Origin of the sequence: Silvimonas soli, assembly GCF_030035605.1 — a bacterium.
Lineage (GTDB): Bacteria > Pseudomonadota > Gammaproteobacteria > Burkholderiales > Chitinibacteraceae > Silvimonas > Silvimonas soli.
Map to the genome: position 1 here is coordinate 1,967,643 of NZ_CP106736.1, position 20,618 is coordinate 1,988,260.

Consider the following 20,618-nt stretch of genomic DNA (forward strand, 5'->3'; position numbering starts at 1 on the left):
TGTAGGGTGCGCATTTATGCGCACCATTACACCCAAACACCCGCTGTATTCCGGCGGGTGTTTTGTTTTATTGGTTTGATGAACGAACCGTCCACTGAACGCGTTCGCACGCGTGGCGTGCAAACCCTACGGGTGCGCATGCATGCGCACCACCACACCCAAACACCCGCTGCATTCCGGCGGGTGTTTTGTTTTGTGGATTTGATTAACGAACCGTCTGCTGAACGCGTTCGCACGCACGGCATGCAAACCCTACGGGTGCGCATGCATGCGCACCACCACACCCAAACACCCGCTGTATTCCGGCGGGTGTTTTATTTTGTGGATTTGGTTAACGAACCGTCCGTTGAACGCGTTCGCATGCACGGCATGCAAACCCTACGGGTGCGCATTCATGCGCAACATTTCGTCCAAACACCCACTGCACTCCGGTGGGCGTTTTGTTTTGTTTTGATTAACGAACTGTCCATTGGACGCGTTCGCATGCTCGGCATGCAAACCCTACGGGTGCGAATCCATGCGCACCCATTACACCCAAACACCCGCTGCATTCCGGTGGATGTTTTGTGTTGTGGATTTGATTTACGAACTGTCCGTTGGACGCGTTCGCATGCATGGCATGCAAACCGTACGGGTGCGCATTTATGCGCACCATTACACCCAACCACCCGCTGCATTCCGGCGGGTGTTTTGTTTTATGGATTTGATGAACGAACCGTCTGCTGAACGCGTTCGCACGCACGGCGTGCAAACCCTACGGGTGCGCATGAATTCGCACCATTACACCCAAACATCCACTGTATTCCGGTGGGTGTTTTGTTTTATGGGTTTGATGAACGAACCGTCCACTGAACGCGTTCGCACGCGTGGCGTGCAAACCCTACGGGTGCGCATGCATGCGCACCACCACACCCAAACACCCGCTGCATTCCGGCGGGTGTTTTGTTTTGTGGATTTGATTAACGAACCGTCCGCTGAACGCGTTCGCATTTATCCCGATTCATCGGGACGCATGGCGTGCAAACCCTACGCGCAATCAACCTTTGGGGAACGGCGAATTGCTAACCTGCGAATATGTCTCGCTATCGCCGTTCGCACACGCCTTCCGCGTCCTGGTTCTTTACGGTGGTTACTTTTCGTCGCCGGAAAATACTGACTGACGAAACGCTTCGCGACGCATTACGGGCCGCAATCCAAAAGGTACGAACAACCCGCCCGTTTGTTATTGATGCCTGGGTTTTGCTGCCAGACCATATGCATTGCATCTGGACATTGCCGGATGGCGATCATGATTACTCCGGGCGCTGGAGCCTAATCAAGAGCATGGCGTCACGTAAGTTGCCGGAATATCACCAACCGGGCTGGATGAGCCAATCCAAAACCAGTCGGCGCGAATCGACCATTTGGCAAAGGCGGTTTTGGGAACATCAATTGCTTGATCAGGCGGATTTTAATCGGCATATGGATTACATCCATCTCAATCCATTGAAACACGGCTTGGTCAGGAGCGTAGCCGATTGGCCTTGGTCGAGCTTCCACAGATATGTGGAGGCCGGAGTTTACCCATTGAATTGGACTCGCGACCATCCGTTGATTGATACCATGGAATGATTGCAAACACGACGTAGGGTTTGCACACGTCGTGTGCGAACGCGTTCAGTGGCAATCGAATACACAACACCGCAAAACATCCATGCATTGCAACGAGTGTTTTGTTTTTGTGACATTGCACGCGTTCGCACGCGGGCGTGCAAACCCTACGAAATATCTTTCGCACCCCATCCCGGAAAATACTTGCGCACCAGCGCGTTCATTTCCAGCTCAAACGCACGCAGCCGTTCCAGTTCGCTCATCGCGGCAATGTCGTCAACGGCAGAAGCAGCGTCTGTGGCAACCGCACCAGTCACCATCCCCGCCCCCGCAGTCGCATTGCTCAAGCGATCGATCACAATAAAGCCGCCAGTCCCACGGCACAGCGCGTAGCTGTCAAACACCACCGGCGCATTGGTTTCTACGGTAACCAGGGCAATCTCGTTTAGCGCGAGCTTTTCGGCAGAGATGTGCGCCAGGGTGTTCACGTCAATGCGATGCTTGATGCTGCGCACGCGGCCGAACACGCTTTTGCCGCCGAGTTTGAACTGGTATTCCTTGCCGGCTTGCAGCGGGGATTCGCTCATCCAGACGATATGGGCGTCGAAGGCCTGGCTGATGGCGGGCTGGATGTCTTGCGCGCGGACCAGCAGGTCGCCACGGCTGACGTCGATTTCGTCTTCCAGCGTGAGCGTCACGGCCTGGCCGGCGAAGGCACTGGGCAGGTCGCCGTCATAAGTGACAATCGCTTTGACTTTGCTGGATTTGCCGGAAGGCAACGCCACCACTTCGTCGCCCGGGCAGACGTGGCCGGCGGCGATGGTGCCGCAGAAACCACGGAAATCCAGATTCGGGCGGTTAACGTATTGCACCGGCAGGCGGAAGGCATTCAGTTTGGCGTGGCGGGAGACTTCGACCGATTCGAGCAGGTTCATCAGCGTGCCGCCGTCGTACCACGGGGTGCGTTCGCTCGGGGTTACAACGTTGTCGCCGCGCAGCGCTGAGATCGGGGCGAAGCGGATGTCGTCGATGTCCAGTTGATCGGCGAATTGCAGGTATTCGGCACGGATTTCGTTGAAGCGCGCTTCAGAGAAATCCACCAGATCCATCTTGTTCACGGCCACCAGCACATGTTTGATGCCCAGCAGCGACACGATAAAGCTGTGACGACGAGTCTGCGTTTGCACGCCGTAACGGGCATCGATCAGGATAATGGCGAGGTCGCAAGTGGACGCGCCAGTGGCCATATTACGGGTGTATTGCTCGTGGCCCGGGCAGTCGGCAATGATGAACTTGCGCTTGTCGGTGCTGAAGTAGCGATATGCCACATCAATGGTAATGCCTTGCTCGCGCTCGGCTTGCAGGCCATCGACCAGCAGCGCCAGATCGAGTTCTTCGTCGGTGGTGTTGTACTTTTTGCTGTCTTTGGCGATGGCGGCCAGTTGGTCTTCAAAGATCAGCTTGGAGTCATGCAACAAGCGGCCGATCAGCGTGGATTTGCCATCATCCACGTTGCCGCAAGTGATAAAACGCAGCAGGTCTTTGTTCTCATGCTGTTTCAGGTAGCCGAGGATGTCGCTGGCGATCAGGTCAGATTGGTGAGACATGGTAGTTCCAGTAGGGTTTGCATGCTTGGTGGGCATTGCCCACGAACGCGTCATTACGATAGGTCGACCGGTGCGCACAAATGCACACCCTACAATTCAATTATGCAATCAACGCAGCCAGTGACGCGGCGCTCAGGTTGGGATTGAACTCAACCACCTGATAACGCGCGGCATCGGCCACAGCAAATGGGTCTTGCGCCAGGATACTTTCCAGCGCGTTGCGCGATTGGGCTTGCGCCAGGATCACCCCGCCAATACGTGGCGAGCGCGGGCCAGACAACAAGAACACGCCCGCATCGTAGTGCGTTTGCAGAAACGCCCGGTGCGCGGGCACCAGGGCATCGATTTCTGTCAGTGGGCGGATGTAATCAACCAGCACAACGAACTTGGGCATTGGGTTTTCCAGTGGTCATCCGGGCTACGCGGGCAGGTGGATCAACGCAAAGTAGCCAATCCACCCTACGCAGGCTCAGAAATAACCTTCCATTTTTTTCTTTTCCATCGAACCAGACGAATCGTGGTCGATCACCCGGCCCTGGCGTTCGCTGGTTTTGGTCAGCAGCATTTCCTGGATGATCTCGGCCAGTGATTGTGCGTGTGATTCCACCGCGCCGGTCAGCGGATAACAGCCGAGCGTTCTGAAACGCACCCACTTGGTTTCGATACTGGCTTTCTGTTCCGGCGTCAGGTACTGCAAGATGCGATCGTCGTCGATCATCACCAGCGTGCCGTTCAGATCCACCACCGGGCGCTCGGCCGCAAAGTACAGCGGCACAATCTCGATATTTTCCAGAAAGATGTATTGCCAGATATCCAGTTCAGTCCAGTTGGACAGCGGGAACACGCGAATCGACTCACCTTTGTCGATGCGCGAGTTATAGATATTCCACAGCTCCGGGCGTTGGTTCTTTGGGTCCCAACGATGGTTCTTGTCGCGGAACGAGTACACGCGCTCTTTGGCGCGAGACTTTTCTTCGTCGCGGCGAGCGCCGCCAAAGGCGGCATCAAAACCGTATTTATCCAGCGCCTGCTTGAGGCCCTGGGTTTTCATCACGTCCGTGTGTTTGGCACTGCCTGCCGTGAACGGGTTGATGCCGGCTTTGACGCCTTCTTCGTTCACGTAAGTGATCAGGTTCCAGCCTTCTTCACGCTGTTTTTCACGTAGCTTGTACATTTCCTGGAATTTCCAGGTGGTGTCCACGTGCATCAGCGGGAACGGCGGCTTGCCAGGAAAAAACGCCTTTTTTGCCAGGTGCAGCATGACGGCGGAGTCTTTACCGATGGAATAGAGCATCACCGGGTTTTCAAATTCGGCTGCCACTTCGCGGATGATATGGATCGACTCGGCTTCCAGTTGCTTGAGGTGAGTCAGCCTCGCTTCGCTAATGCCTGTCATTGCTGCTTGCTTTACCTGAGAGTGGATACGCGTTTGGACTTTGTTTATCGCTTTGGGCGGGCGTGTTTACGCCAGGCGAACGCGGAAACGTTCGAATGTACCGGATCGCCAGGTATCAAGAAAGATTCAATCGTTATAACGATATGGAAACGGCGCTGCAGGGCGCGCTGGATATGGCGATGGGGGGTAATTCACGTAGCCTGGATGCAACTACCGCTCTGGGAAGACGCGCCCGCAACGCCACCGGATACCTCATATGACGGATGTAGGGTGTGCGTTTACGCGCACCGTGAACAGCATCGCCTTTTGGTGTCGGTGCTCGCTCTAAACACCATTGAACGCCTTCGCAAGCTGCGCTTGCAAACCCTACTTGCGCGCATGTCCGATCACGATCAGCGCCACGCCCGCCAATATCACCGCCATGCCGCCCAGCAACGGCAGGCTGATCGACTCCCCGGCAAACGTCGCACCCAACAACACCGCAACGACCGGGTTCACGTAGGCGTAACTGGTCGCCAGCGCCGGGCGCGAGTGGTTGATCACGTATACAAATGCGCTGTAGGCCATGATCGAGCCGAAGGTAATCAGATACAGCAGCGCACCGATACTGGCCGCCGGAATGTGCGCGGGCAGATGCTCGCCATGGATCTGGCTCATGATGAACAAAACAATGCCACCGCCGAGCATCTGCACAGCCGCCGACATGCCGCCTTTGGGCATATCCAGCCGGGGCTGCAATATGGTGGCGAACGACCAGGTTGCGGCGGCAATCACCACCAGAATCACCCCACCGGGGCTGGCTGCGGCGCTGGCGTCCAGGTTCAGTAATCCCACCCCCAGAATGCCCAAGCCGACGCCAAGCCACTCCATGACCTTCGGGCGCGTGCCAAACAGCCAACCGAACAATATGGCAAACACCGGGCCGCTGGCGACCAGCAAGGCGGCGAGCCCGGACGGCACGCTTTGCTCGGCAAGGCAAACAAAGCCATTGCCGATACTCATCATCATGGTGCCGATGATGATGCCGTTCTTCCATTGGCGCGCACTCGGCCAGGCCACCTTGCGCCATTTGAACCAGCCCAACAGCAGACATCCGGCCGTGGTCATGCGAATGGCCGCCAGCAATAGCGGTGGAAAGCCTTCCAGCCCAACGCGGATACCCAGATAGGTGGAACCCCAGACAACGTAAACGATGGCGAGACACAGAATGAGAATGGCGGGGCGAGCGGGCTGGGTGTGTTGCACGAGGGTGTTCCGGTAACCGGCTAGCAAGAGGCCAGCGCAGGACGGGTAATGCTGCCATGTTTATCCGGGCAGCGCAGCGTACAGCCGGCCTTGAAAAAGGCCGCTACAGCCTGAACCTTGATCCTAACCAAGTTGAAGGACCCGGATACACCATGACTACCATGACGCCGCACGAAATCGTCCATGAGCTGGATAAACACATTGTTGGCCAGAAAGATGCCAAGAAAGCCGTGGCGATCGCCCTGCGCAATCGCTGGCGCCGTCAGCAAGTGGCCGAACCGCTGCGCCACGAAATCACCCCCAAAAATATTTTGATGATTGGACCGACCGGTGTTGGTAAAACCGAAATCGCCCGCCGTCTGGCCAAGCTGGCCGATGCCCCGTTTATCAAGGTGGAGGCGACCAAATTCACTGAAGTGGGTTACGTCGGCAAAGACGTCGACAGCATCATTCGTGATCTGACCGAAATCGCCGTTAAAGGCGCCCGCGACCGCGCCATCGCCAAAAACCGTGGCCGCGCTGAAGATGCGGCCGAAGATCGCGTACTGGATGTGCTGGTGCCGCGCGCGCCCAAAGGCCCGTTTGCGCCAAATCCGGAACTGGATGAGGCCGGTCGCGAAACCCGCCAAAAATTTCGCAAGATGCTGCGCGAAGGCCAACTGGACGAGAAAGAAATCGAAATTGAAGTCTCGGCTAGCGCGCCAGCTATGGACGTGATGGGCCCACCGGGCATGGAAGACTTCACCAGCCAACTGCAAGACATGTTCAAAGGCGCGATGGCGGGCAAGACGCGCACGCAGAAAGTCAAGATCGGCGAAGCCATGAAGCTCTTGACCGAAGAAGAAGCTGCCAAGCTGGTGAACGAGGAAGAAGCCCGCGCTGAGGCGCTCAAAGCCGTAGAACAGAACGGCATTGTGTTTATCGACGAAATCGACAAAGTAACCAGCCGCGCCGAGGGCGCTGCCGGTGAAGTCAGCCGCCAGGGCGTGCAGCGCGATCTGCTGCCACTGGTAGAAGGCACTACCGTTAGCACCAAGTACGGCATGATCAAGACCGATCACATTCTGTTTATTGCGTCGGGCGCTTTTCACCTGGCCAAACCGTCGGACCTGATCCCCGAGTTGCAAGGGCGCTTTCCGATTCGGGTGGAACTCTCGTCGCTGTCGGTGGAAGACTTTGTACGCATCCTGACCCAGACCGATGCTTGCCTGGTGAAGCAGTACGAAGCACTGCTGGCTACCGAAGACGTGCAGCTTGATCTGACCGATGACGCGGTTCAACGCATTGCCGAGATCGCCTGGACAGTAAACGAGCGTACCGAGAATATCGGTGCCCGGCGCCTGTCGACAGTACTGGAAAAGCTGCTGGAAGATTTGTCGTATGAGGCTAAATCCGGGCCGGTGAGGATTGATGCGGCAGCGGTGGATGCCAAGCTGGGGGCGTTGGTGGGGGATGAAAATTTGTCGCGGTATATGTTGTAACACCGACGTTGCTCGTAGCCCGGATTCGCGCAGCAATTCGGGGTGCGATGTGGGTAGCCGCAAACGCGAGTAGCTTATTGAAGTATTGCCACCCCGGATTCTCACTTCGTTTCATCCGGGCTACGGGCGTTCATCATGGCATCCTCGGTGGCCCACTGGCATGCCACTCGTGCAAACCACGCCGATCGAGAGTCGGAGACTCAGGCTCCGACCGACCGAGGGAACGCAGGATGCGCGCAAAGACCCCCGGTAAGCTTTTGCCCTGGGACCCCTTGCGGCAGCAGGGTCGCCTTTCTTTTGGTTACTTTTCTTTGGCGAAGCAAAGAAAAGTAACGTGTTCCCCGGCACCCCGGGGTATCAAACGCTTTTAAAGGCCCGTGCCGCAAGGCACTAACAAAACAGGCATTTGACGTCGAAGTAAGAACCAGAATCTCAAGGCGGGTTACACCCGCCCTACATTCATCATCTCGCCACAATCAACCTCACCCCTAACCCCACAAAAATCGTCCCCGCAATACGATCCAGCCACAACCCAGCCCGTGGCCGGCGATTCAGCCACTGCCCTACCGCACCAGAAAAATATCCCAACAATCCAAACAACACCGCCGCCTGCGCGGTAAATACCAGTCCGAGCTGCGCGGTCTGCCAGCCCACTGCGCCGTGAGCGGTCACTACGAATTGCGGCAGAAACGCCAGAAAGAACAGCACCACCTTGGGATTAATGGCATTGGCAAACAAGCCTTTGGCAAACAGCTTGCGCAACGATTCGTCCGCTGCCCGGCCATCGGCTACGCGGGCGCCGCCGCTGCTGCGCAAAGCCTGAATACCCAGCCAGACCAGATACAAGCCTCCACTCACCTTGAGTGCCGTGAACGCAATGGGCGATGCCGCGATCAGCGCACTGATTCCCACAGCCGCCAGCACGGTATGACTCAGACAACCCAAGGCGCAACCCAGACCAAACACCATGCCGCGTTTGCGCCCGCGCGAGATGCCAATGCCCAGCACCATCAGGTTGTCCGGGCCGGGGGATACGGTGATGAGCATGGCGGCGGCCAGAAAGCCAAAAAACTGTTCGGGTGCGAGCAGCATATAAAGTCTTTTTTGATACATGGGAATGACTCATCTTACGTCGCCACGGCTGACGGCGAAACTGCTGGTGCCATACCCCTCTGGTCAGGCGGAAAGTGCATCAACGCTGCCCGCCGCCATCAACTACAGGCATAATTCGCATTTTTGCCAGCGCAGGGATGCCCCATGACCGGACTGACGACCACCAACCTGAAAAGCCTGAAGAAAATCTACTCCGGCAAAGTACGCGATCTGTACGAGATTGATGACCAGCGCATGCTGATGATCGCCACCGATCGCCTGTCCGCGTTTGATGTGATCCTGGCCGAGCCGATCCCGGAAAAGGGCAAGATCCTGACCGCCATTTCCAATTTCTGGTTCGACAAATTCAAAGGTCTGGTGCCCAGCCACTTCACCGGCGAGCAACCGGAAGACGTCGTCAGTGCGGAAGATCTGCCGCAAGTTCAAGGCCGCGCCGTGGTGTGCAAGCGCCTGAAGCCGGTGCCGGTTGAAGCCGTGGTGCGCGGCTATATCGTGGGTGGCGGCTGGAAAGACTACCAGGCTACTGGCATAGTCAGCGGCGTGAAGCTGCCTGCAGGCCTGCAGGAAGCCGACAAGCTGCCTGAACCCATTTTCACCCCGTCGACCAAAGCGGCGATTGGTGACCATGACGAACCCATCTCGTTTGAACAGTGCGAACAACTGATCGGCGCCGATCTGGCGGCGCAAGTCCGCGACACCGCCATCCGCCTGTACAAGACGGCATCCGAATTCGCCGCCACCCGCGGCATCATCATTGCTGACACCAAATTTGAGTTCGGCCTGGATGAAAATGGCACTCTGACGCTGATGGACGAAGCGTTGACGCCGGATTCCAGCCGTTTCTGGCCTGCCGACCAGTACAAGCCTGGCAGCAACCCGCCCAGCTACGACAAGCAGTTTGTGCGCGACTGGCTGGAAACCACTGGCTGGAACAAAACGCCACCCGCACCGGCACTGCCGCTGGAAGTGGCAGAACGCACTGCCGCCAAATATCGCGAGGCGCTGGAAAAACTCACCGGCTGATCACCGGTGTCACATTGTTGTAAATACAAAGGGCCCACAGTGGCCCTTTGTTGTTTGTCTGCATTGCGCCGCACAAAAAAAGTTGTCCAAGCGCAATAAATTCAGCTATTTCTGAGAACTAGTTGTCCGATTAGGTCAAGAATGTCGCTCGGCAGGTTTGTCGGGCCGGATGGTTGCAGTGGATTTAACCATTCTGCATAAATAACACCCCTGAAACCAGGCAAGCAGGTAAGTTAGAGCACTTGCGAAACGAGATTTCAAGAAAAGGCTTCTATGTATCGCGGCGAACGATTCAATGGTTACAGCCATTTGGCCGGTGCGATTCTTTCGGTCATCGGCTTGGTGTTGCTGATTGTTTATTCCAGCATGCATAGCGATGCCTGGAAGGTGGTCAGCACCGCTGTTTACGGCAGCACGCTGGTGTTGCTGTACACCATCTCAACCCTCTATCACAGCCTGCATGGCAAGGCCAAAGCGGTATTCCAGAAGCTGGATCACTGCGCCATTTACCTGCTGATAGCCGGGAGCTACACGCCGTTTGCGCTGGTCACCTTGCGCGGACCGTGGGGCTGGACGCTATTTGGCGTGAACTGGGCTCTGGCGGTGATTGGCATCGTGCAGGAAATCCTGATCGGCAAGCGCACCCGACTGTTCTCCATGCTGATTTACGTGGCCATGGGCTGGATGGTGGTGTTTGCCCTCGAACCGCTGATGGCGGCGCTACCTATCGTTGGTTTTTACTGGCTGGCAGCGGGCGGCATCATCTACACCGTGGGGATTGTGTTCTTTCTGTTCGACGAGAAGGTCAAACACTTTCACGGCATCTGGCACATGTTTGTGCTGGCGGGCAGCGCGTGCCAGTTTGTGAGTATTTTGGGATATGTGAAGTAAGAACCTAATGGTAACGGCGGGCTTCACCGGCCCTGCGAAGCGGGCTTTACCAGGCTGGTGTCCGTAGGGCGGATGAAACCCGCCGTAATGCTCTGTGATAGATCACGGGGTGGATTTGGACGGGGATGGCTACGCGCATCCACCCCACACAACGACGGCCCCACTCACAGCGCCAGCAACCCCATCCCGTATTTGCCCAGCAGCACCGCAGTTTCATGCAGCGGCAAGCCCATTACGCCGGTAAAGCTGCCCTCCAGCCGCGAGACAAACAAGCCACCACCGCCCTGAATGCCATACGCCCCGGCTTTATCCATCGGTTCGCCGCTGGCTACATAAGCGGCAATTTGCGCTTCAGTCAGTTTGGCAAAATGCACCACGCTCACTGACAACGCCACCTCCACGCCTCCAGCATGGCGCAGGCCAAGACTGGTCAGCACTTCGTGACTGGAGCCGGATAGGTCCCGCAGCATGCGCGTGGCATCCGTGGCATTTTCCGGCTTGCCCAGGATGTACTCACCCAGCACCACGGTCGTATCCGCAGCCAGCACCGGGCGCACCGGTAACCCTTGTTTGACCATCGCCGCCCAGCCGCTTTCCGCTTTGTCATGCGCGAGCCGTAATACGTAATCACGCGGATTTTCGCCTGGCAGCGGCGTTTCATCCACCGGCGCGGCGATGCGTTCAAATATCACGCCTACTTGCGTCAGCAGTTCTTTGCGGCGCGGGCTGGCGGAGGCGAGGTACAAGTCAATATCAATCATATGATCAGATTCTTTGATGGGTTTACCCGAACCACTTATTCGCGGTGATACGGGTGGTTATGCAAAATGGAATACGCCCGGTACAGCTGTTCGGCCAGCAACACCCGCACCATACCGTGCGGCAAAGTCAGGGCAGACAATTGCAGTAACTGGTCGGCGCGCTTTTTAACAGATGGGTCCAGCCCGTCGGTGCCGCCGATGATAAACACCGCATCGCGACCATCGGTGTGCCAGTCTTTCATTTGCTCGGCCAGCTTCATGGTGGTCCAGTTGGCGCCGCGTTCATCCAGCGCAAACACGCGTGCACCTTGCGGAATGGCGGCCAGAATGCGCCCGGCCTCTTCTTCCATCACCTGTTGTGGCGTGCGTCCGCCCGAGCGTTTATCCGGTTTGAGTTCAACCAGACTGATCGCGAACTCGCGCGGCATGCGTTTGACGTATTCGCCAAAGCCGTCTTCGATCCAGCCGGGCATTTTGTGCCCGACGGCAATGATGATGAGTTTCATGGCGTTTCAAGGTATATATGTTGGGTCGAACTTTACCCGCAAGCCGCCCAGACCGAAATGGCCGATGTTGATCATGCTCTGCACTGCGCCGATCCTGCGCAGTTATCCACCCTGTTTACCCACGCTGATTTTCTGGTGATCTACAAGCCACCTGGCATGAGTTTTCATCGGGAAGGCGACGAGCCGGGCGTTATGGATATCCTGCGCCAGCAGCAGGATGGTCCGTTGTTTCCACTACACCGGCTGGATCGCATTACCTCTGGCTTGCTACTGATCGCCCGCAATGAGAACGCCGCACGCGAGTTTGGCGAGATGTTTGCCTCACGCCAGCTGGAAAAATTCTATCTGGCACTCTCTTCACGCAAGCCGCTCAAAAAGCAGGGCACCATCGCCGGTGGCATGCAGTCCGGGCGCGGCGGTAACTGGCTGCTGACCCGCGATACCGCCAACCATGCCGTCACCCAGTTTTTCAGCTACGGCTTGGGTAACGGCTTGCGCGGCTTTCTGCTGCGCCCGCGCACGGGTCGCACTCACCAGTTGCGGGTGGCGCTCAAAAGCTTGTCAGCACCGATTCTGGGCGATATTCGTTACGGTGGTGAGGCGGCTGATCGTGGTTATCTGCATGCCTTTGCCCTGCGCTTTACCTGGCAAAACCAGAGTTGGGCGTTTCGGCTATTGCCACAGTCTGGCGAACATTGGCCACAGCAGTGGCCATTACTGGCGCAGCCCGATCTGCAGGCACCGTGGAATTTGCCCTGGCCCGCAGCCAAAACAGATAAATAATCGTCAGATTAAAGTCAGCAATTCTGCCAACCGGCTGCAGTGGCCAGGTCAGCGGTGTGCTTTGCCGTGCGTAACTCCGCTACCATCGGCTCACTGCTCGCAAAAGACGGGTAGACAAGAGATTGACGAGGATGAAACACGATGCAATGGATCCGGCCTTCTGCCTTATCCGCGCTATCGGCTGCGCCAAATGCAGCCCACTCCTGCGCGGCATACCCCACATGCCACACCGAACGCGTGCATGCGTCCGCAAGCATAGTCAGTTACAACACCAGATACCATCAGCCATGTGTCAGTGCACGCCATCAGGTGAGCATTTACTAATCCCTTGCCTGACGCCAGGCGATGCTGCGCCATGGCTCGCTTACCTGTTCCAGAAAACACCAAATTCCCGCTGTCTGATCAATTGAGTTTCACGGTTTCACCGTAGTGGTAGTAGCAGTGCTGTACGCGCCCACCTTGCGGCCCCTTCATGGGGCCGCCTTTTTTTGGGAGAGCACAGTTTGACGGCATGAACCTCAGGAGAAAATCATCCCGGCATAAGGCTTGTTCCGGCAGGCCGCAAGACGGCTGGCGAGATCGCCCACATGCAGTTCCAGTTGATGCCCATCCGGGTCCAGAAAGTAGAACGATTCACCCTCGCTGCGATTCGCCTTCCACTCCCGAGCGCCACAGGCCAGCACGCGCTGGCTCAGTTCGGCAAATTGCGCAGCGGCAACGCCAAACGCGATATGTGTGTAATCCGGGCTGGCTGAATGAATTCGCGCCGGGTCTAGTGACAAACACAGCCATTGCGCGCCGACGGTGAGATACGCGCCGCCATCCCACTGCGCATGCAATTGCGCGCCCAGGCCAGCCACATAAAACCGCACCGCGCGATTCACATCACCCACGGCCAGTGTCAGGTGATTCAAACCGGTAGCCGCAGCAGGTGCGTCGGCCGTTTGCATGGCATGAGCCAGTTCCGCTTCACCGCGTGCAGCCAGCGCACGTGCCACTTTGGCTTGATCTACCAGGGGGCGATTCTGCGAGAGTTTGAACTTGCCTTCCCACCGGTCAACCCGAATCTCGAACGCCACGATATGCGTGGACAGCTTTTCGACATAAGCCGGTGGCATCAGCTCGGCAGACAGCGGCGCGGCTTCGTAACTGCCAATGAGCGCCGCCAGTGTAGATGCCGGATCATCCAGCAAGCTCACCGTTCCCGCGGCATGCACCGCTATGTAATTCCACGTTGGCACGGCCGGGCCAGTAGCGTACCAGGTTGGCGAAATATATCCGTGTGGGCCGTGGAAGATCACCAGAACCTGCGCATCGTCAGACCAGGCCTGCCAGTGTGGATTGATCCGTGCCACGTGGCCTTGCAGTCGATCACCGTCAGCACCGGTATGCAAGACCAGTGGCACATGACTGGCGTAAGGCATGCCATCGACCGTACTGATGACGGTGGCAAAGGCGTGCGCCCGCACAAAGTCGTGGATGGATTGAGTCTCGGTGGCCGAAAAATGGCTGGGAATATACATGGCGGGTACTGGGCAAAGGTGAACCGGCATCGTGCCACGCCAGGCCCGGTGCGGCTAGTGACGCCCAGCGAGGGGCTCTCGGCTAGAGGTGCTTGCTGGCTTCGCGAATCGACAACGGCGATAACCGCTCCGCATGCTGCTGCACAAACGCCCGGATGATATCCGGATCAGTCCACGCGTGTTCGCGCAGACCCCAGCCTATGGCTTTGCGGATAAAGAAATCGGTATCGGCCGCATTGGCCAGGCAGGCGTGAAACAACCGTGATACGTCGGTGCTGGCTTTCCAGTGCAACTGATAAATGATGGCCGTACGGCGCAGCCACAGGTTCTCGGCGAGTACCAGTTGATCGATTTGCGGGATGAGCTCTGGATGGCGCAACACCAGTCCACCAATAATGCGACCAGCCAAGGTATCTACCGAATCCCACCAGGATTTGGTCACCACCAGCGCCAGCAGACGCGGCAAGGCGACGGGCGTGAGCGCTTTTGCGCAGGCGGCCAGCAGATCACAAGCGGCGTATTGGTATTCGCGCTCGGGTTGCGCCCACAACGCATCGGCCAGATCAAGCAAAGCCGCCTCGGCCAACGCTTGGCGCGCTTCTTTCTCTAGCGGTTTGGTCAGGATGCGCCGCTGCGGCGTTGCGACACCCAGATATGCAAAATGGCCGCGCATATACGCGACCATTTGTGGGGCTCGCAGCGGATCAGCTGCCGGTGCCAGCACCGCAACATAGCGCTCAAGCCATGCTGCGGTGGTCTCTGTCACAGCGTGTCCTTGATGGCCACGGCTTGTTCCAGTGCGGCGTCGGGCGTGTCGGCCAGCACGTTGAAGTGACCCATCTTGCGGCCAATGCGCGCTTCTTTCTTGCCGTACAAATGCAGCTTGGTATTGGGTGCGGTCAGCAGTACTTCCCAATGCGGCTCGGCGTTGTTCTCGCCCCAGCTATCGCCCAGCAAGTTGACCATGACTACCGGGCGCAGCAAATCCGGGCGGCCAGGATACAAGCCGCACATGGCGCGCACTTGTTGTTCAAACTGGCTGGTGACGGTGGCGTCCAGCGTGTAGTGACCGGAGTTGTGCGGGCGCGGCGCCATTTCGTTGATCACCAGGCGATCGCCTTCCAGCACAAAGAACTCCACCGCCAGCACGCCAACGTAATCGAGTTTTTCTACCAGTTGCAGCGCCATGCTTCGCGCCTTGTCGAGCAAGGCCTGGCTGATGCGGGCCGGGACAATCGAGATGTCCAGAATGCCATTCACGTGCTGGTTTTCCGCCACCGGGAAGCAGGCTGCTTCGCCGGCACAGGTACGGGTGACAATGGCCGAAACCTCTGCCACCAGCGGCAGCATTTTCTCCAGCACGCAGGCCTGATGCTTCATGTTGGACATGGCGAGGCGCGCTTCTTCAGCGCTGTTGACGCGGACCTGGCCTTTGCCGTCATAACCCATACGCGCTGTTTTCAGAATACCGGGCAGGTAAGGTGACAAATCACCCGCCAGATCACCCGCGTTATTCACCGCCAGAAATGGCGCGGTATCCAGACCCGCACCACGAATAAAGGTTTTCTCCGCGATGCGGTCTTGCGCAATGGCGACTGATTCACCCGATGGGCTGACCGGCACGCCTTGCTGCGCCAGCCAACGCATGCTGTCGGCGTTGACGTTCTCGAATTCGGTGGTAACGGCGGCACAGGTCTGAGCCAGTTGCGCCAGCGCTTGCGGATCAGTGTACGGACGGGCGATGTGGATGTCGGCGAAGTCTGCCGCGGGGGAATGTGGGTCCGGATCAAGCACGGTGACTTGATAGCCCATGGTTTTGGCAGCGACTGTAAACATGCGGCCAAGCTGGCCACCACCCAGAATACCCAACATCGCGGGTGGAAGAATCGGCTTGATCGCCATTATTTTCAGTCCTTTTCTCGTTTTGCTTTGAGGATTTGCAACTGCGCAAAGCCCCATAAGGCCAGTCCATAGACAAAACCGGCCGTCAAACCCAATGGAAACGTGTGTAACAGCCCCGAAATAGGGTCTTTGCTAATACCATTTAGCGTACGCACTAAATACAACAGCGCACTGGTCGGAACACCCCAACACACTACGCCACGCCACAGCACACAGCGCCACCAGCCGCCGGAAACGACAGCCTGGTAGCGTGCCAACTCATCCTGATTCATACCTCTGGCAGCGTCATATCCAGCACGGTACGTTCCTGGCGCATGCGGAACTGATCCAGTTTCTCGGCCAGTTCAGGGTTTTCAGCAGCCAGAATGGCCACCGCAAACAGACCCGCATTGGCCGCACCGGCCTCACCAATGGCAAAGGTGGCGACCGGCACACCTTTAGGCATTTGAACGATAGACAATAAAGAGTCTTCGCCGCGCAAATACTTGGATGGCACGGGCACGCCCAGCACTGGAACCGTTGTCTTTGCTGCAATCATGCCCGGCAAATGGGCGGCGCCACCAGCACCGGCAATGATGCATTTCAGCCCGCGCGACCTGGCGGTTTCTGCGTATTCAAACATCAGATCCGGCGTACGGTGCGCCGAGACCACTTTGCATTCAAACTCGATGCCAAATGCTTTGAGCTGCTCGGCGGCCTGACGCATGACGTCCCAGTCGCTATTGCTGCCCATGACTACGCCAACTTGCGCCATGCGATATCACTCACGGGAAAAACACCAAATCTTACCGAAGAAAGGGGGCATGCTGCCAATTGCCATTGGTCAGTGTGCGCTGAAATACGCAATAAAAGACAGCAAGCCGGGGCGAGAAACCAAAAATCACAATTTTATTAAACAGTCAATAATTAGATCGCGATAATGACCGTCGGTGCAGGCAAGCAGAGGATTCGTATTGCGCGACGTGTTACCACGCCGCGCGGTTTCGTTTCCATCCTCTGTTTATAACGCCGCCTCGATAGGTCGGCGTTTTTTTTGCCTGTACCAAACGCGAGTGGCTTCTGACAGCCCAACGCGATATGGCACACGCCCACTACTTAGTGCAGCTTGAGCGCCGGGTTGGCGATACGGCGCAGCTTGTCACCCAGATACAGCAGAGTAGCCATAAACCAGCCGTGCAAGGCGGCCTGGTGCATGCGGTACAGCGAAGAGTAAATCAACTTGGCGCCCAGCCCTTCCACGTAATAATCGCGCTTGGGCCCGACCACCGCTGCCAGGCTGCCCACCGCCGTGCTCTTGCCCAGCGACACCATGATGCCCTGCGGCTTGAAGCGGAACGGCGCCACTTCGCGTCCTTCAAAATATTGCTCCAGCATTTGTGCCAGCCAGCGCGCCTGCTGGTGAGCCACTTGCGCCGTCGCGTTCAGCGGCGGACCACCTTCACCGTCGGTCGCAAACGCGCAATCGCCAATGGCAAAGATATGTTTGTCGGTCACGGTTTGCATGACCGAAGTCACTTCGATCTGCCCGTTGCGATTGGTTTGCAGGCCCAGCGTCGATAACCACGGCGCAGCCTTCACCCCGGCGGCCCAGACAATGATGTCCGACGGAATGATCCGGCCATCGGCCAGCGACACGCTATCGGGGTTCACTTGCGCCACTTTGCTGTTGGTGAGCACCGAAATATGACGGCGCTCCAGCTCAGTCGTGGCATATAAAGACAGCGATTCCGGCGCACCCGACAAAATACGCGGCGCAGCTTCAATGATGTTGATGCGCAGTTGGGCCGGGGCCAGATGCGAGCCGTAGTTATGCGCTTCCGTCACCGCGTGATGAATCTCCGCCGCCAATTCCACACCGGTTGGGCCTGCACCAATAATGGAGATCCGCAGCTCGCGCAGTGGGTCGTTGGCGGTACCAACAATAAACGACTGGCCCAAAATGCGTTTGCGCAGGCGGTCGGCTTCGGTCGGGGTATTCAGTTGCATGCAGTTTTCCTGCACTCCTGGTGTACCAAAGTCATTACAGATGGCGCCCACCGCCAGAACCAGCGTGTCGTAGGGGATCAAGCGTGGGCCGGTCAGCACCGTGCCATCGTCCTCATCGCGCACCGCATCCAGCCGGATGGTTTTCTCTTCCCGATCCAGATCGCTCATGAAGCCGAATTCAAACTCATAACCGTGGCGATGAGCGTGCGCGAAGTAATTCACTTCATCCTCGCCGGTATTGAGCGCGCCGGTTGCGACCTCATGCAGCAGCGGTTTCCAGATATGCGTCGGCGATCCATCTACCAGCGTCACCTTGGCCTTATGCGTGCGGCCCAGGTTGTGGCCAAGCCGGGTTGCCAACTCCAGTCCGCCTGCACCTCCACCAACAATGACAATACGATGCGGCTTTCCTGGTTCTGTAGCGATGCTCATGGTGTTCCCCGAATCTTCAATATAAGTAGCGAATCTGGTATCAAGCGGTGCGCTGGCCGGTTACGCAACGCAGTCAGTTGCCGGGCAACGGCAAGCTCAAGCGGCGACTTTCTGGACACCCGGCCCACGGCTTTTGGCAATTTCAAGCCCAATGGTTAACTTTTGGCGTAATTTCACACGAATAACCGGAGAATGCCTGCCAAATACCTTGCTTGAAAACAAAAAAATTACGTAGCCAACAGCGTTCTAATTACAAGTTTGCACAATCCCTTGCGAACATTTATATGAGAACAAGCAAGAAACACCGCCCCTTCCCCTGGCTACTTGCTTTGGCCAGCTTGGTGCTTTGTCTTGTAAACCAGCCGGCCCTGGCGTGGGGAGCCCAGGGCCACCGCATTACCGGACTGGCCGCATGGAAGCTGCTTACGCCACAGAGCCGGGCTGCGGTACGTGACCTGCTGGGCACCGACAATCTGGCTGATGCCACAACCTGGCTGGATCGTAACCGCGCCGCTCTCGCCCTTAGTCACCCGGGCTCCGCCCAGTGGCATTACGACGACATCCCTCTTTGTAGCACCGCTGATTACAGTAGCTACTGTCCGAACGGCCAATGCGCGACTGATACCTTGCGCCGCGAGTCCGCTACTTTGAGTGATTCCGCAGCCACGCGCGAGGCGAAACAACTCGCTTTGCGCATTGTCATTCACCTGGCCGCCGATATAAGCCAACCGCTGCACGCGGCCAATAATGCCGATCGTGGTGGCAATGACGAACAAGTGATCTTTGCGGGTCGCCCGACCAATCTGCATGCCTTATGGGACAGCGTCATGCTCAAGCGGCTATTGCGTGGCACCAGTGAAGCTGCTTTTGCCGATCAATTGTTAAGTGATTTCGCGCCGCAACTGGCCGCATGGGCAGCGGGTACGCCCCAAGACTGGGCCGATGAATCCAACGCTCTGGCACGCGCACTGGCGTATGGCGAGTTGCCTGGCGGGTTCACTTGTCCGCAGCGCACCGCTGGCGTGACGATTGATGTGCCGCTGGCCTACGCCGACGCCATGGCCCCCGTTTTGCGGCACCAGTTGGCTAAAAGCGCTGCGAGAATTGCCAGCATTCTGAATCAGGCCTTTGCTGTTTACCGGGGCGGCGACTCCGACAGTCAAGGCAACTTGCCTGCGAGCGGCTATCGTTAAAGCTGGCGGCAAACGACTAACGCAAAACAGGCAAAATTGCCACGCAGCCCGCACCAATCATGGGCCTGCGCCACTTGTCGAAAATCATTTGTAGCTATCGACAGTAAAAAAAAACCTGTGTATGGTGCGGCCTTGCACTTCTCGATTCAGCATGACCACGGTTTACCCTGCTTTGCCCTTGTAGGCGTTTTGCCAGAGTTTCCGGTACGTTTCCTGATCGTATGCACCACCGGGCTTTCAGCCCATTTTTAAAAAATTGTTTCAAAGGAACGTAGCATGTCTACTACTACCGGTACTGTTAAATGGTTTAACGACACCAAGGGCTTCGGCTTCATCACCCCTGATAACGGCGGCGACGACCTGTTCGCGCACTTCTCCGAAATCACCGGTCAAGGCTTCAAGACGCTGAAAGAAAACCAGCGCGTTGAGTTCGAAGTAAAGAACGGCCCTAAGGGTCTGCAAGCTGGTGCCATCCGCGCCATCTAATCCTTCCGATTAGATTTGCTTGAAAAAAAACCGCAGCTTGCTGCGGTTTTTTTATTGCCCCTGCCGGCCCAGCCCTGCACCGAGCTATGCTCCTTGGCCCCCGAAAGTTGCTCAAGCCGTTGATCAGCATCTGCGGTGACACGCAGATCTTGATCATCCGCCCCCACAAGTCGGTTACGCCCAGCAAGTGTAAAACCGTACTAATGTATGAAAACGCATTCAATTCTTCATGCACTACGTACAAAAAAAGAACTAAAACTACACGATTATGACAAAAACATGATTGTTGGGTGACGTAAAAGAAATCATTATTTTACATTTAATCATTTAAAAACAATAATATAAATACAATCAATGCCACTCTAGAGCACCGACCGCCATGTAGTTGTTGCGTGTACATTCCGTAAATAATTACTACGTAGTATAACTACGAAACAGTTATACTGACGTCATCAAAATTCAATCAGTTCTCTGGAGAGAAACATCATGGCAATCAGCATCCCTTTCTTCGGCAAGTCCGCACAATTTGAACGCAACACCCGCGTGAACCGCGTAGCGACCGTCAGCAAGCCAGAAGCAGTTGATGGCATCGTGATGTTCCAGAAGGGTAACAAGGCCAAAGTGTGCTGGGGCCCGGGCAACCAGAGCGTTGAGTCCGTACGCGACCTGACCCTGATCGTTGAGTAATTATTGTTGAGGC

At 56.9% G+C, this 20,618-nt stretch carries 22 protein-coding genes and 1 pseudogene; 9 read left to right on the top strand and 14 right to left on the bottom strand.

Translation table 11 applies throughout. The features are described from left to right. Positions 1-6 precede the first annotated feature (6 nt). Positions 7-726, top strand: coding sequence for a hypothetical protein (locus N7220_RS09020; protein WP_283151120.1), 720 nt, complete (start codon positions 7-9; stop codon positions 724-726). A 348-nt stretch (positions 727-1,074) separates the two neighbouring features. Further along, positions 1,075-1,611 carry an REP-associated tyrosine transposase gene (locus N7220_RS09025; RefSeq protein WP_283151121.1) on the top strand — a complete coding sequence of 179 codons (537 nt, stop codon included), beginning with the start codon at positions 1,075-1,077 and terminating at the stop codon, positions 1,609-1,611. A 146-nt stretch (positions 1,612-1,757) separates the two neighbouring features. Here N7220_RS09025 and cysN read toward each other — a convergent pair whose 3' ends face one another. The 4 genes from cysN to yedA all read right to left on the bottom strand — a co-directional run bounded on the left by cysN (position 1,758) and on the right by yedA (position 5,838). Continuing rightward, complete coding sequence (gene cysN, locus N7220_RS09030) at positions 1,758-3,197, bottom strand: sulfate adenylyltransferase subunit CysN (RefSeq protein WP_283151122.1); 1,440 nt, start codon at positions 3,195-3,197, stop codon at positions 1,758-1,760. Positions 3,198-3,297: 100 nt separating this feature from the next. Next, the gene (locus tag N7220_RS09035; protein WP_283151123.1) at positions 3,298-3,591 is read right to left on the bottom strand and encodes a YciI family protein; all 294 of its coding nucleotides are present in this window, start codon (positions 3,589-3,591) and stop codon (positions 3,298-3,300) included. A gap of 75 nt (positions 3,592-3,666) precedes the next feature. Beyond that, entirely contained in the window at positions 3,667-4,593 is a 927-nt protein-coding gene (gene cysD, locus N7220_RS09040) for a sulfate adenylyltransferase subunit CysD (RefSeq protein ID WP_283151124.1), read from the bottom strand. A 366-nt stretch (positions 4,594-4,959) separates the two neighbouring features. Further along, positions 4,960-5,838, bottom strand: a complete 879-nt coding sequence (gene yedA / locus N7220_RS09045) for a drug/metabolite exporter YedA (RefSeq protein WP_283151125.1) — start codon at positions 5,836-5,838, stop codon at positions 4,960-4,962. A gap of 152 nt (positions 5,839-5,990) precedes the next feature. On the opposite strand from yedA, the gene hslU reads away from it, so the two are divergent. Next, positions 5,991-7,319 (top strand): ATP-dependent protease ATPase subunit HslU, encoded by a 1,329-nt coding sequence (hslU, locus tag N7220_RS09050; protein WP_390901575.1) that lies wholly within the window; start codon positions 5,991-5,993, stop codon positions 7,317-7,319. 462 nt (positions 7,320-7,781) lie between these two features. On the opposite strand, the gene N7220_RS09055 is transcribed toward hslU, so the two are convergent. Continuing rightward, entirely contained in the window at positions 7,782-8,411 is a 630-nt protein-coding gene (locus tag N7220_RS09055) for a LysE family translocator (RefSeq protein WP_283151126.1), read from the bottom strand. A 165-nt stretch (positions 8,412-8,576) separates the two neighbouring features. On the opposite strand from N7220_RS09055, the gene N7220_RS09060 reads away from it, so the two are divergent. Together N7220_RS09060 and trhA are read left to right on the top strand one after the other, a co-directional pair. Further along, positions 8,577-9,455, top strand: a complete 879-nt coding sequence (locus N7220_RS09060; RefSeq protein WP_283151127.1) for a phosphoribosylaminoimidazolesuccinocarboxamide synthase — start codon at positions 8,577-8,579, stop codon at positions 9,453-9,455. 273 nt (positions 9,456-9,728) lie between these two features. Next, on the top strand, positions 9,729-10,346 hold the full coding sequence (gene trhA, locus N7220_RS09065; protein ID WP_283151128.1) for a PAQR family membrane homeostasis protein TrhA: 618 nt from the start codon (positions 9,729-9,731) through the stop codon (positions 10,344-10,346). A 164-nt stretch (positions 10,347-10,510) separates the two neighbouring features. Here the strand turns inward: trhA and N7220_RS09070 are convergent, their stop codons facing one another. Together N7220_RS09070 and rlmH are read right to left on the bottom strand one after the other, a co-directional pair. Next, complete coding sequence (locus N7220_RS09070) at positions 10,511-11,107, bottom strand: Maf family protein (RefSeq protein ID WP_283151129.1); 597 nt, start codon at positions 11,105-11,107, stop codon at positions 10,511-10,513. 35 nt (positions 11,108-11,142) lie between these two features. Continuing rightward, complete coding sequence (rlmH, locus tag N7220_RS09075) at positions 11,143-11,613, bottom strand: 23S rRNA (pseudouridine(1915)-N(3))-methyltransferase RlmH (protein ID WP_283151130.1); 471 nt, start codon at positions 11,611-11,613, stop codon at positions 11,143-11,145. Positions 11,614-11,670: 57 nt separating this feature from the next. Here rlmH and N7220_RS09080 point away from each other — a divergent pair, with 57 nt between their 5' ends. After that, the gene (locus tag N7220_RS09080; protein WP_283151131.1) at positions 11,671-12,396 is read left to right on the top strand and encodes a TIGR01621 family pseudouridine synthase; all 726 of its coding nucleotides are present in this window, start codon (positions 11,671-11,673) and stop codon (positions 12,394-12,396) included. A 518-nt stretch (positions 12,397-12,914) separates the two neighbouring features. On the opposite strand, the gene N7220_RS09085 is transcribed toward N7220_RS09080, so the two are convergent. From N7220_RS09085 to N7220_RS09115, 7 genes and pseudogenes are all read right to left on the bottom strand, one after another. Next, the gene (locus tag N7220_RS09085; protein ID WP_283151423.1) at positions 12,915-13,346 is read right to left on the bottom strand and encodes a fosfomycin resistance glutathione transferase; all 432 of its coding nucleotides are present in this window, start codon (positions 13,344-13,346) and stop codon (positions 12,915-12,917) included. A gap of 114 nt (positions 13,347-13,460) precedes the next feature. After that, positions 13,461-13,949: pseudogene (locus tag N7220_RS09090) on the bottom strand (FMN-binding negative transcriptional regulator); the annotation flags it as partial. Between the two features lie 52 nt (positions 13,950-14,001). Next, entirely contained in the window at positions 14,002-14,685 is a 684-nt protein-coding gene (locus tag N7220_RS09095; protein ID WP_283151132.1) for a DNA alkylation repair protein, read from the bottom strand. Beyond that, on the bottom strand, positions 14,682-15,821 hold the full coding sequence (locus N7220_RS09100; RefSeq protein ID WP_283151133.1) for a 5-(carboxyamino)imidazole ribonucleotide synthase: 1,140 nt from the start codon (positions 15,819-15,821) through the stop codon (positions 14,682-14,684). Before N7220_RS09100 ends, N7220_RS09095 begins: the two co-directional genes overlap by 4 nt. Before the next feature lie 5 nt (positions 15,822-15,826). After that, complete coding sequence (locus N7220_RS09105) at positions 15,827-16,093, bottom strand: hypothetical protein (protein WP_283151134.1); 267 nt, start codon at positions 16,091-16,093, stop codon at positions 15,827-15,829. Then, positions 16,090-16,575, bottom strand: coding sequence for a 5-(carboxyamino)imidazole ribonucleotide mutase (purE, locus tag N7220_RS09110; protein ID WP_283151135.1), 486 nt, complete (start codon positions 16,573-16,575; stop codon positions 16,090-16,092). Before purE ends, N7220_RS09105 begins: the two co-directional genes overlap by 4 nt. Before the next feature lie 341 nt (positions 16,576-16,916). Beyond that, positions 16,917-18,239, bottom strand: a complete 1,323-nt coding sequence (locus N7220_RS09115) for an NAD(P)/FAD-dependent oxidoreductase (RefSeq protein WP_283151136.1) — start codon at positions 18,237-18,239, stop codon at positions 16,917-16,919. 341 nt (positions 18,240-18,580) lie between these two features. Here N7220_RS09115 and N7220_RS09120 point away from each other — a divergent pair, with 341 nt between their 5' ends. The 3 genes from N7220_RS09120 (at position 18,581) to N7220_RS09130 (ending at position 20,605) form a co-directional block, all read left to right on the top strand. After that, positions 18,581-19,432 (top strand): S1/P1 nuclease, encoded by an 852-nt coding sequence (locus N7220_RS09120; protein WP_283151137.1) that lies wholly within the window; start codon positions 18,581-18,583, stop codon positions 19,430-19,432. A gap of 276 nt (positions 19,433-19,708) precedes the next feature. After that, positions 19,709-19,918 (top strand): cold-shock protein, encoded by a 210-nt coding sequence (locus N7220_RS09125; RefSeq protein WP_283151138.1) that lies wholly within the window; start codon positions 19,709-19,711, stop codon positions 19,916-19,918. Positions 19,919-20,404: 486 nt separating this feature from the next. Continuing rightward, positions 20,405-20,605 (top strand): hypothetical protein, encoded by a 201-nt coding sequence (locus tag N7220_RS09130; RefSeq protein WP_283151139.1) that lies wholly within the window; start codon positions 20,405-20,407, stop codon positions 20,603-20,605. The last annotated feature ends 13 nt before the right edge of the window (positions 20,606-20,618 follow it).

Excerpts from the sequence above, each read along its gene's own strand:
- N7220_RS09025 (WP_283151121.1), top strand. The coding sequence starts at position 1,075 with ATGTCTCGCTATCGCCGTTCGCACACGCCTTCCGCGTCCTGGTTCTTT.
- cysN (WP_283151122.1), bottom strand. The coding sequence starts at position 3,197 with ATGTCTCACCAATCTGACCTGATCGCCAGCGACATCCTCGGCTACCTG.
- N7220_RS09035 (WP_283151123.1), bottom strand. The coding sequence starts at position 3,591 with ATGCCCAAGTTCGTTGTGCTGGTTGATTACATCCGCCCACTGACAGAA.
- cysD (WP_283151124.1), bottom strand. The coding sequence starts at position 4,593 with ATGACAGGCATTAGCGAAGCGAGGCTGACTCACCTCAAGCAACTGGAA.
- hslU (WP_390901575.1), top strand. The coding sequence starts at position 5,991 with ATGACTACCATGACGCCGCACGAAATCGTCCATGAGCTGGATAAACAC.
- N7220_RS09055 (WP_283151126.1), bottom strand. The coding sequence starts at position 8,411 with ATGCTGCTCGCACCCGAACAGTTTTTTGGCTTTCTGGCCGCCGCCATG.
- N7220_RS09060 (WP_283151127.1), top strand. The coding sequence starts at position 8,577 with ATGACCGGACTGACGACCACCAACCTGAAAAGCCTGAAGAAAATCTAC.
- trhA (WP_283151128.1), top strand. The coding sequence starts at position 9,729 with ATGTATCGCGGCGAACGATTCAATGGTTACAGCCATTTGGCCGGTGCG.
- N7220_RS09070 (WP_283151129.1), bottom strand. The coding sequence starts at position 11,107 with ATGATTGATATTGACTTGTACCTCGCCTCCGCCAGCCCGCGCCGCAAA.
- rlmH (WP_283151130.1), bottom strand. The coding sequence starts at position 11,613 with ATGAAACTCATCATCATTGCCGTCGGGCACAAAATGCCCGGCTGGATC.
- N7220_RS09080 (WP_283151131.1), top strand. The coding sequence starts at position 11,671 with ATGGCCGATGTTGATCATGCTCTGCACTGCGCCGATCCTGCGCAGTTA.
- N7220_RS09085 (WP_283151423.1), bottom strand. The coding sequence starts at position 13,346 with ATGCAAACGGCCGACGCACCTGCTGCGGCTACCGGTTTGAATCACCTG.
- N7220_RS09100 (WP_283151133.1), bottom strand. The coding sequence starts at position 15,821 with ATGGCGATCAAGCCGATTCTTCCACCCGCGATGTTGGGTATTCTGGGT.
- N7220_RS09105 (WP_283151134.1), bottom strand. The coding sequence starts at position 16,093 with ATGAATCAGGATGAGTTGGCACGCTACCAGGCTGTCGTTTCCGGCGGC.
- purE (WP_283151135.1), bottom strand. The coding sequence starts at position 16,575 with ATGGCGCAAGTTGGCGTAGTCATGGGCAGCAATAGCGACTGGGACGTC.
- N7220_RS09115 (WP_283151136.1), bottom strand. The coding sequence starts at position 18,239 with ATGAGCATCGCTACAGAACCAGGAAAGCCGCATCGTATTGTCATTGTT.
- N7220_RS09125 (WP_283151138.1), top strand. The coding sequence starts at position 19,709 with ATGTCTACTACTACCGGTACTGTTAAATGGTTTAACGACACCAAGGGC.
- N7220_RS09130 (WP_283151139.1), top strand. The coding sequence starts at position 20,405 with ATGGCAATCAGCATCCCTTTCTTCGGCAAGTCCGCACAATTTGAACGC.